The sequence below is a fragment of the Mesorhizobium sp. BH1-1-5 genome, assembly GCF_020165615.1.
Taxonomy (GTDB): domain Bacteria; phylum Pseudomonadota; class Alphaproteobacteria; order Rhizobiales; family Rhizobiaceae; genus Mesorhizobium.
Window position 1 is genome coordinate 1 of record NZ_JAIUIM010000052.1, and the last position, 10,541, is coordinate 10,541.

A 10,541-nucleotide genomic window follows, 5' to 3' on the forward strand; every position below is an offset into this window, starting at 1 on the left:
GGCCCAGAGGCCCGGTCGGTTCTAGTAGGTATCAGGCTGGCGTGCAGCCGCCGCTGACGGTAGTGCCGACCGTAGTCGCCGTTTTATTCAGATCGGTGCATAGGGTGGTCCATGCGCCGGTAACCCAGGCGCCGACACCGATGATGAACGCGATCGTCGCTGCCGTGATTATACCGATCAGGATTGAGTACTCGACCATAGCAGCGCCGTTATCATCGTCGCGGAACTGCCGGGCCATCGTCATGAGCTTCTTCATGCCAATTTCTCCCTTTGGAGGTTTGAACCCGACGAGACAGAGCTAAGGATGAACCCCATACCCAAGCATCCCCCGTCACGTTCAATCCTAGGTCGTGCGAAAAAGCAGTGTCAAACGGATTAACGGAGGCTTAACCTTTTAATACTCGATCCGAAGCTCTTTCAATTATGACAAGCGCTTGATTCGCCTCGTTTTTCAAGTCATCTTAACCATTCATTCACAATTACGCCACGGTCATGCCCCATTGCAGGCGAATTAGGAATCCTACATAATTCATTATATCTAATGGCTTAGAGGAGCTGCCTCCTACCTTGCGGCAAAAGTCTTAGGACCTTAGTCTGACGACATAAGGTTGCTGTGAAATAGTTATGTGGTTTTACGGCCACGTTCTTAACTATGTCTCAAGTAATGCCCGCACTTTGCGCTGCCGCCGCTTGTGCCCCTTGTGGTTAACGCTTAGTTTCCGGCCTGGGGAAATCAAAAAGGGGCGGGCGACATGTTGGGTCGCTTCATGAAAGGGCCGGGTGAGCAAAGGGCGCCGCAAGCGGTGCCGATGGTTTCCGCGGCGACTGGAACGGCTGCGGCGGCGGAGGCGGAACCGCAAGGTCTCGACTTCCTGACCTTGAAGGTCGAGCTGCATCGCCATCTCATCGATCGTTTCAACCTGACGACACTGGAAAGCGCGTCGAAGGATGAAATCCTGAACGAGATCCGGCCGATCGTGCGCGAATTCGTGCGGAGCCGGAACGTGCCCTTGAACGCCCGCGAGCTCGATCAGCTGACCAGCGACACGGCTGACGAGATGCTGGGCCTTGGTCCTATCGAACCGCTGCTGAAGGACGACTCGATCACCGACATTATGATCAACACGCATGAGCGCGTGTTCATCGAGCGCCGCGGCATGATCGAGGAAACCTCCATCCGTTTTCGCGACGAGGCGCATCTGCTGCGCATCATCAACAAGATCGTCTCGGCCATTGGCCGTCGCGTCGACGAATCCGCGCCGATGGCGGATGCGCGCCTGGAGGACGGCTCGCGCGTCAACATCGCCGTGCGACCGGTCTCGGTCGACGGGCCGCTCGTCTCGATCCGCAAATTCTCGAAGAACCCTTACTCGCTGGAGCGCCTGATGGCGTTCAATTCTATCCGGCAGCCGATGATCGACATACTCAAGATCGCGGTGCAGGCGCGCAAGTCGATCCTGGTTTCGGGCGGCACCGGCAGCGGCAAGACGACGCTGCTCAACGCATTGTCGAGCTATATCCCGTCGAAAGAGCGATTGGTCACCATCGAGGACGCGGCGGAATTGCAATTGCAGCAGCCGCATGTCGGCCGGTTGGAAACGCGCCCGCCCAATGTCGAGGGCAGGGGCGAGATCCGTCAGCGCGAGTTGGTGAAAAATGCGCTGCGCATGCGGCCCGACCGCATCATCGTTGGCGAAGTGCGCGGCGAGGAAGCCTTCGACATGCTGCAGGCCATGAACACCGGCCATGAAGGCTCGATGACCACCATCCATGCCAACACGCCGCGCGACGCCATTTCACGTCTCGAGCAGATGGTCGGCATGGCCGGATTGCCGATGACGCACGAATCGATCCGCGCGCAGATCGCTTCGGCCATCGACATCATCGTGCAGACGCAGCGCCTCTCCGATGGCGGGCGGCGCGTCGTCTCCATCTCGGAGATCACCGGCATGGAAGGCAATGTCGTGCAGCTGCAGGAAATCTATCACTATGTAAGGCGCGATGTCGCCGCCGACGGCTCGATCGTCGGCGATTTCCGCGCCACCGGCGTTCGTCCCCGTTTCGCCTCGGAGGCGGCCACACTCGGCCTGCATTTCGCCAAGGACGCCTTCAATCCGCAGGTGGCGCTGTAATGCTCACGGGACAGGCGCTTCTCTATTTCATCTATGTGGTCACAGCCGCCTCGGTCATCCTTGCCGGCGAAGCCTTATACCTTTCCCTTACCCGCCGGCGCTCGCGCCAGGTTGCGGTCAATCACCGAATACGCCGCATCGCCGACGACGCGCCTGCGGAACAGACATTGCAAAGCCTGCTGCGTGAACGCGGCTTGACTGACTCAGGGGACTTTATCTCCGGTTTTATCTGGTTGAACCGGCTCTACACCCAATCCGGGGTCACCGGAAATCCGATGACTTTCGCGGCTTCGTTCGTTCTCGCCGGTTTGGCGCTGGCGCTGCTTCTTTGGTTCCTCGTCGGTCTTTCTCCGCTGGCTGCGCTGCTTGTCTTCCTGTTGGTGGGCTTCGTATTGCCGCTGCTGGTCTTGCGTCGGGCCTGCAACAAGCGAATCCAGAAATTCGCGAGGCAACTGCCTGATGCGCTCGATATGATCGTGCGCTCACTTCGCGCCGGCCATCCGACCTCGGTGGCCATAGGTCTCGTTGCCCGTGAAATGCCTGACCCCCTTGGCACGGAGTTCGGCATCGTCGCCGACGAGATCACCTTCGGCCTCAGTATGGAACAGGCGGTTCGGAAACTTTCGGAGCGGGTTGGCTTCGAGGGTTTGCACCTGCTGTCCGTATCGCTTTCAATTCAGGCCAAGACCGGCGGCAACCTTACTGAGATACTTTCGAATCTCTCATTCGTGCTGCGCGAAAGGCAGAAGTTGAAATTGAAGGTCAGAGCGCTTTCGGCCGAGGGCCGCGCCTCCGCGTGGATCATCTCGCTGTTTCCCATAGTAATGTTCTTGATCCTGATGCTCATAGCGCCCTCCTATTATGGGAAAGTCTGGGGCAATCCGTTAGTCCTGCCGGTGTTCATGGCATTCGGGATATGGGCGCTGCTCGGCGACTACATCATGTATCGCATGGTCACTTTCGATTTCTAGGAGCGACGTTGAGCTTACTTTCGAACACAGACGACCTGACCCTTTTCGTCTCGCTTGCTGTCTTCGCCGCCGCCGGAGCCCTGTTCCTGTTTGGCGCGCTGGTGTTCCTGCCTGCGATGCAGACGCGCAGGCTGGTCACGGATAGTCTTGTGGGTGACGGCCCTGTGGACCGCCGTTCGATCCTTGGCCAAGACAGTCTTGCCAAGGCCGCGGCGCAAAAGCCGGTCGAAGCCTACTTCAGGTCGATGGAGAAGGAGCGCAACGAGCCTGACGCACTGGAGGCCAAGCTCTTTCGCGCCGGCTTCCATCACGCGAGCGCCCCTCTCATCTACACGCTCTGCCGGCTGGGCTGCGTCGCGGTAGGCTTCTTGGTGATGTACGTCCTGTTGTCGAAAGTATTGCCGCCGCGGGTACCCAGCTTCGTCGCTTTCGCTGGCGCTGGTCTGATCGGTCTCGGCTGCATCGTCATTCCGAGCATCATGCTCGACCGTTTCGAGAATACGCAGAAGCAGATCTATCGCCGGTCCTTTCCAGACTTCATGGACATGATGATCACCTGCGCCGATGCCGGCATGAGCCTGGAGGCGGCGGTCGAACGGGTCAGTCAGGAATTGGCCGGCACTCACAAATGGCTGGGCATTCAGCTCACGATCATGAATCTGCAACTACGGGCCGGCAAGCCGCTGCGCGACGCCTTGCGCGAGCTTGCTGATCGCATCGGCTTGGACGAAGCGAGGGCATTGGCGGTCCTGTTCCGGCAATCGGAAGAGCTGGGCACCAGCCTAACCGACGCCCTGCGCGTTTACAGCGCCGAGATGCGCGGCCAGCGCATCCTGCGGGCCGAAGAGCGGGCCAACGCCTTGCCGGTCAAGATGATGATCCCGCTGGGACTCTGTATCTTTCCCGTCGTGATGATGGTGATCATGCTGCCGGTAATCATTCGCATGAAGGGCATTTTCTTCTAGTTCGTCATATGATTAGGTTCTAAAATAGAGTCGGGGACTCGTGGGACATACAATGACAAAGCGCCTCGCAGTCGCGACCAGCCTGCTGCTGATCTTCCTGGCCGGTTGCCAGACGCAAGACTCCGCGAGCGGCGTCGTGCGTACCAATGAGCCGGCCAAGGGCGACTATACCGCCTTCGGCGATACGTTCGACGGGCTGAAGACGGTGAGCGACGTCGACTACTACGCTTCGGACCAGGCGGTCACAGAGGCCAAGACGCAGTTCCGTTCCGAAAACTACGGCAATGCCGGCGCTCTGTTCTACAAAGCGACGAGGCTTGCCCCAAATGACGGCGTTGCCTGGCTTGGGCTCGCCGCGTCCTGCGATCGCATCCGCCGTTTCGACCTTGCCGACATGGCCTACGGCCGCGCCCATCGGCTGCTCGGCGCGACGCCGGAATATTACAACAATCTCGGCTATTCCTATCTGCTTCGCGGCAAGCTGCAGGACGCGCGCAGCAACTTCCTGAAGGCCTATGAACTGGCGCCTAACGATCCGACGGTCGCCAACAATCTGAAGCTTCTGTCGTCCAGCGTAAGGAACGTCGAGCGGTCATGAGCCTTTTGCTGACCGCTTCGCTTGTCTTCCAGGGCTTGGCTATCCTGTTGCTGGGGCGTATTGCCTGGACCGATTTTTCCACGCAGCGTATCTCTAACCGGGATGTGCTGCTGCTGCTTTGCCTTGGCATAGGCGCTTTGCAATTCCAGGCCTTGCAAGCTCACTCATGGTTGGAAATGGGGCTTAGCGCGTTCGGCGGACTTGCTCTGTTTCTTGCGCTCTTTCCCTTCTGGCTCCTGCGCAAGATCGGTGCCGGCGACGTCAAGCTTATGAGCGTCACGCCGTTTCTGATCGGCGGAAGCAGTCTCGTCGTTTTCTCCATGTTGCTGTTGGTATTCGCGATCGCCACGGCCACCCTAGTCAAGAACCCCTTCCTGCTGCCGGCCGGAATGTTTCGCCACTATGTGCAGCATATGGATCGTAAGGGGGTTGTACCATTCGGCGTGCCGATCTCGGCGGCCGCCATCTGCACGACCGCTTTGCAAATGTATCACGCGATTCTCGTGGCAACGAGTTCTGGAATCTTGCAGCAGCTTAATTAGACCCAATTTGAAGGTCGAGGCCGCGTGATGAGCTCATATAGCCGATACTTGGTGATTATACTTGTCACCATCGGACTCGTCACGCTTTCGGACGCCATCCTATTGCAACGATCGGCTATTTATCTCGGAGCTGGAATCATGGCGGTTGCGGCTAAGGGCATTGCCATAGGGGCGATGTTTTTCGGCTTATCCAAACTGCTCTATCACGCCAAGCGCCGTGCAACCGGTGCAATTGGAGATACGCTGATGAGGGTATCGGAAGGGCTTCAGAGCATCGGTATCTTCCTGATGCTGTTGTTCATGTTTCAGCCCGCCAACGGCCTATACATGTTTCTCGCCGCCGCCACTCGACATCCGCTGATGGACGGGACTATGGCCGCAATGGATCGGTCGATTGGCTTCAACTGGCCAGCCATGGTCGAGACAGCAAATTCGTCGCCGATATTGGCCTCAATTCTTGTGGCCAGCTATGCCTCTGTTCTCTATCAGGTGCCGCTGGTGCTGATGTTCCACGCCTCGACCAGAGGCCAGGCACGGTTCTTTGAATTTGCGGCCACCTTGGTCGTGGCCTTGTTCATGACCACCACAATGTCAATGCTGGTCCCCGCTGCCGGAGCCTATTCCTATTACCAGCCGCAGGCGTCGTCTTATAGCCATTTCACGGGGGCTGGGGTTGTGCACTTGGAAACCCTTCATCAGCTTCGCTCGCTAAGCCCCTACGAATTCATCCCGAGCAAGCTGGTCGGGCTGATTTCCTTTCCGTCATTTCACACATCGCTCGGTATTCTGATCGTCTTTGCCGTTCGACGCACATTCCTTTTCTGGCCGGCCGTGCTGGTCAATGCTGCAATGATCGCTGCCACCATTCCAGAAGGCGGCCATCATTTCATGGATCTCATTGGTGGGGCTGTTGTGGCTGTCATCTCGATCGGCTTAATCCGCTGGGTCGGCAAGAAGCCGACACCTTCAGAGAGCTCAAATCAGCGTGATTTTGACAGCTCTCGCCCCCTCAAAACCCCGACGTTGACTTCTCCACCAGCTTCAGCTGCCCCTTTTCCACCTTAAAAAACGGCATCGACCTTTGGCTCGAGCCGTCGCTGCGGAAGCGGAACAGGCCGGTCGAGCCGCGGAAGCCCGTCGTGTTCTCCAGCACCTGCTTGTTGAAGCCGTCGGGCCCGGCCGAGCTCGCTATGCCCGCGCTCAGCGCCACCATGTCGTAGGCGTAGGCGACGTTGACGTCCGGCTGGTACTTGTAGGTCGCCTTGAAGCGATCGGCGATCGGCCCGGTCTCGCTTTCGTCGAGCGTCGCGATATAGGCGCCTTCGTAGAGCGGATCCATCGGCCGCTCGAGCCAGCGGTCGGTGCCGATCAGCGTCACGGCCTTGCCGCCTTTCGCCTTCAGCGCCGCCAGCACCGCCGTCGGGCTGCCGCCGCCGCTGGCGACGACCACGGCGTCGGGCGCCTCGACCAGCGAGCCCATGTCCGACACCACCTTGGCGCCGCCATCGGCCGCCGAATAGGGCAGCGTCACCGCAAGCGTCGCGCCATAGATGCTGAGCGCGTTGGCCACCCGCGATTCAATCGGGCTCGAGTCGGCGCCCGAAGGCACCATCAGCACGAATTTCCTGGCGCCCTTGCCGGCGATTGCCGCCGCGCCCGCCGCGGCACTGTCGGCTTCGCTGAGCCGCACGGAATAGACGCCCGGGCCGCCGGCGAAATTGTCGGCCAGCGCCAGCACCGGCGGCCGCTTCGAGCCGGATAGCTTGGCAAGGTGCTGCGCGGCCGCGGGCTCGGACGGCCCGATGACGACCTTCGCCGTGCCCGAGGTGATCGCCTTTACCGCGAGGTCCTTGGCATTGCCGCTGTCGCCGCGCGTATCCTCGATCGTCAGCGTCAGAAGCTTGTCGCCGAGATCGGCCATCGCCAGCCGCGCGCCGTCATACATTTTCCGGCCGTTCTCGCCCGTGCTGCCGGGCGCCGAAAGCGGCAGCAGCATGGTCACCTTGGTCGGCCCCGTGCCGAGCGTCAAATTGGCCTTTGCGTCAGCGACCGAGGTCGGGCCGCCCGAAGTCGCGCTGCTTGAGGTCTCGCCACTTGCCGGCTGGGCGGGTGCAGCGGCGGCGCCCGCCTGGCCGGCAGGTGCTGCAACCGCCGACGGATCGAGCACGTCCGACGCGCCGCTCTTGGACTGGCATCCGCCCAGCGCCGCGACCAGCCCGAGGGCGATCGCCCCCAATGCATGTCGCCCAAAGGTGGCCCCGGTTTTGGGAGAACGGCATGCATGAAACAAAGACCCAAGCCTCGCGCGGATCCGTTTCGACGCGGCGCGCTTCAGGCGCGGATCGTGTCGCTCAAGCTTCATGCTGCTTCCACCCATCTGCCGCCGGGTATTCGCCCCGGCCTGTCTTCAACTGATCTTACCGTCTTGCTTGCGCCGCCGTCCCGTGATTCTCGCGTCATGGCTCAGCCATCGAAGAGCCGCGCCCTGAGCGCCTGTATCACCCTTGCTTGCGTCGGGCTGCGATATTCGGCGCATTTCATGTAGCGCGGCCCGGGCACGAACGATCGGCGCACGCACACGCGTTTCTCCTGGCCGGTCACGGCGCCGTCCAGGGAATCGTCGAAGAAGCCGACCGTCGCCACCGGCAGCGGCCCGGCCACCTCGAGCCCCTCCCGCGCCAGGATCGCGCGAGCGCGCTGGCAGTAGTTGACCGAGCGGACCGAGAAGCGGGTTTCCCCGTGCCCGGCCCGGTATTTCATCACGGTGGTGCAGAGGTCGCCCGCGGCGAGCCTGTTTGCCTGCGCCAGATATTTGACGCCGAGCGCGATGTTGGTGGCGGGCTCGCCAAGCTCGTCGAGCGAGCCGCGAAAGCCGAGCATCCGCGCCGTTGCCGGCATCACCTGCATCAGGCCGACTTCGCCGTCGGCGCCGCGCACGCCGGGATCGAACCCGCTCTCGATCTCCATCACCGCATGCGCCAAAACGGCCTCGAGCCCGTAGAGCGACGCCTGGCAGGTGGCGAATACCTTGAATGTCTCGCGGCTCCGTTCCGGCGCCGCGGCGCAATGGGAGGGCCGCGCCCTCGGCGGCTGCGGCCGTTCCAGCCAGTTGGCGTGGACAGGTGTCGCATTCAGGCCGAGCAAGGCGACCGCCAGCGCGATCGCCTTCGGCAATTTTCCATCGGCCACCATCGCAGCCAAGCCGGTGCTCGATCGGCCGTCAGCTCAATGCATATATTCGACCATGCGGTCGTGGAAGCACTCGCATTTGTTGAGCGTGTCTTCGTCCTTGTAGTTCGTCTTCAGGTAGCCATAGGCCATGCCGCAGGCGACCTTGGCTTCCGAGGCCCAGACGAAGGCGGGACGCGACGAGTTGATCCATTCCGGGCTGTTGGCGACGGCGACCGATTCGTCCATCAGCTTCACCACATGGTCCTTGAGCTCGACCATGTTGTCGGTCAGCACCAGGTCCGATGTGCCGACGGTGCGGCAGTAATTCACCGCCGGCTCGCCGATGATATCGGCGGCGAAGCCCGTCGACCCGGCCAGCAGCAGCGCCGTGGCCGAAGCCAGCAATCTTGCGGAATGTTTCATGTAAGCCCCTCTTCAAATTGCGAATTCACGGTTCGCTAATGCATAGCATGGAAGCGTGGCCTTACGCCACGCCTCCGAGCCACCAAGTTTGCGTCATCCAAACGATCGCACCGTCAAGTCGCATTTTCCGTATGAGTGTGGGTGTGATCGTAGAGGATGCTGATCGTGGATCCGACACCCACATTCGTCAGCGTCGCCACCTCGACCATATTGCCGCCGGCGGCAGTACCGTTGTCGTCGACCATCACGTGGGCTGTTCCGTTCGAGGAGGTGACATTGACCACGTCGCCCGTCTGCGCGTCCGTGGTCGGCGCGTTGGCCCCGAGGGACTTGAGCAGATCGGACAGGTCGATGACGTCCTGGCCCTGCGTATAGTCTGCGATGACATCGGCCACATGGACCGTGAGCTTGGACGGATCGATCACGAATGTGTCGTTGCCCGCGCCGCCGGTCAGGTGGTTGAGCCCCGCGCCGCCGATAAGGATGTCGTTGCCGGCGCCACCGTCCAGGAAGTCGTTGCCGGCGCCGCCGATCAGCGTGTCGTTGCCGCCGGTGCCAGTCAAATTATCATCTCCGGAAGTCCCGGCGATGGACTCGACCGTCAGCTGACTACCGGTCGTGCCATCGATGTGGACATTGAAGGTCTGCGTCGCGGTATCGCCATCGTGATCCGTGATCGTGACATGGATGCCGTTGAAGTCGAGATCCGCAGGCGGCGTTTCGGAATGCGTACCAACCTCGACGCCATTCACTCGGAAGCCGCCTTTGTTGGTGCTGTCGCTGAGGATTTTCACCCCGTAGATGGCATTGCCGGCTACATAGTCGCCGTTACCCGCGGCTGCCGACCAGTCAAGATTGCTGATCTGGATAACGCTGCCTGATGTCGCGTTGTTGACCGTCACTTGGTCGTAATGCGTCATGCTGGCATCGAGATAGACCAGGACGGTAACTTTGGCCGTCGACATGCCACCCGTGTAGCCCTCGGTGGTGAACTTGAAGTCGTCGATACTGTGGCCAGTCGAATTGTTGCTATCGTCAACGAATTTGAACGTAATGGATTCACCGGCATCATTCGTCTGGCCCTGTCCTCCCTTAACGGCCCAGCCCTGTGAACTGGTATTCACCTCATCCTTTCCGCTTTGGTTGGCTGGCGCAACGCCGTCATCGCCGGTCACGAGAATATTGAAGTCGGCGGCCGTGCCCAAATCCACCAGCAGGGAACCTGTCGGGCCTCCAGCAGTCGCTGAAGTTGCCGCGATTGGATCGAACACGACGTCACCCGCACGGTGCACCACTTCCAGCGAGTCGGTGCCGTTGGCGTTGAGTGTCAGGACAGCAACGACATCGGTGCCTTCCATCAGGTTGAGCACGATCTGGGACGATGAGCTGGAGGCGACTTGTACATTCTGCCCTGTCGCCGAAATGCTGCCAAACCCGTCGGCGCCATACTGCCACTCGGCGAACTGGCCGTTGTAAGTGGTGGCCGTTGACGGATTGAGCGCCGACAGGCTGACGATGCCGTCGCCATTGCCGTCATTGACGAGGGTAAATGCCGGCACGTCGTCGATGACGTTGATGCCGACGGTGCCGGTCACGGTGTTGCCGTTGGCGTCCTTCGCCGTGTAGGTGAAGCTTTCCGCGCCCGTCAGCGTGTTGGCGCCTTGCGTTGCGCCGCTGTCGAAGGGCGACGTCAGGGTGTAGGTCCAGGCGCCGCCCGCCGTCAGCTGGAATATGCCGTG

General features: G+C 60.7%; 11 protein-coding genes. 6 read left to right on the forward strand and 5 right to left on the reverse strand.

What is annotated here, in order from left to right; all coding sequences use genetic code 11:
* Positions 1-31 precede the first annotated feature (31 nt).
* On the reverse strand, positions 32-256 hold the full coding sequence (locus LB572_RS34055) for a Flp family type IVb pilin (RefSeq protein ID WP_224670881.1): 225 nt from the start codon (positions 254-256) through the stop codon (positions 32-34).
* A 496-nt stretch (positions 257-752) separates the two neighbouring features.
* Between LB572_RS34055 and LB572_RS34060 the strand changes: the two genes are divergently transcribed.
* The 6 genes from LB572_RS34060 to LB572_RS34085 all read left to right on the forward strand — a co-directional run bounded on the left by LB572_RS34060 (position 753) and on the right by LB572_RS34085 (position 6,273).
* Positions 753-2,132, forward strand: a complete 1,380-nt coding sequence (locus LB572_RS34060; RefSeq protein WP_224670882.1) for a CpaF family protein — start codon at positions 753-755, stop codon at positions 2,130-2,132.
* On the forward strand, positions 2,132-3,103 hold the full coding sequence (locus LB572_RS34065; RefSeq protein WP_224670883.1) for a type II secretion system F family protein: 972 nt from the start codon (positions 2,132-2,134) through the stop codon (positions 3,101-3,103). The genes LB572_RS34060 and LB572_RS34065 overlap by 1 nt, the downstream gene beginning before the upstream one ends.
* Positions 3,049-4,068 (forward strand): type II secretion system F family protein, encoded by a 1,020-nt coding sequence (locus tag LB572_RS34070; RefSeq protein WP_224670884.1) that lies wholly within the window; start codon positions 3,049-3,051, stop codon positions 4,066-4,068. Before LB572_RS34065 ends, LB572_RS34070 begins: the two co-directional genes overlap by 55 nt.
* Before the next feature lie 52 nt (positions 4,069-4,120).
* Positions 4,121-4,666 (forward strand): tetratricopeptide repeat protein, encoded by a 546-nt coding sequence (locus LB572_RS34075; RefSeq protein WP_224670885.1) that lies wholly within the window; start codon positions 4,121-4,123, stop codon positions 4,664-4,666.
* Entirely contained in the window at positions 4,663-5,208 is a 546-nt protein-coding gene (locus LB572_RS34080) for a prepilin peptidase (RefSeq protein WP_224670886.1), read from the forward strand. Before LB572_RS34075 ends, LB572_RS34080 begins: the two co-directional genes overlap by 4 nt.
* Before the next feature lie 138 nt (positions 5,209-5,346).
* Positions 5,347-6,273, forward strand: a complete 927-nt coding sequence (locus tag LB572_RS34085) for a phosphatase PAP2 family protein (RefSeq protein ID WP_224670887.1) — start codon at positions 5,347-5,349, stop codon at positions 6,271-6,273.
* Here the strand turns inward: LB572_RS34085 and LB572_RS34090 are convergent.
* The 4 genes from LB572_RS34090 to LB572_RS34105 all read right to left on the reverse strand — a co-directional run.
* Positions 6,218-7,444 (reverse strand): ABC transporter substrate-binding protein, encoded by a 1,227-nt coding sequence (locus tag LB572_RS34090; RefSeq protein WP_224670888.1) that lies wholly within the window; start codon positions 7,442-7,444, stop codon positions 6,218-6,220. The genes LB572_RS34085 and LB572_RS34090 overlap by 56 nt on opposite strands.
* Before the next feature lie 227 nt (positions 7,445-7,671).
* Positions 7,672-8,400, reverse strand: a complete 729-nt coding sequence (locus LB572_RS34095; protein ID WP_224670891.1) for a lytic transglycosylase domain-containing protein — start codon at positions 8,398-8,400, stop codon at positions 7,672-7,674.
* Between the two features lie 33 nt (positions 8,401-8,433).
* Positions 8,434-8,802, reverse strand: a complete 369-nt coding sequence (locus LB572_RS34100) for a hypothetical protein (protein WP_224670889.1) — start codon at positions 8,800-8,802, stop codon at positions 8,434-8,436.
* 113 nt (positions 8,803-8,915) lie between these two features.
* Positions 8,916-10,541, reverse strand: a 1,626-nt coding sequence (locus tag LB572_RS34105; RefSeq protein WP_224670890.1) for a type I secretion C-terminal target domain-containing protein, incomplete at its 5' end; no start/stop codon positions are given.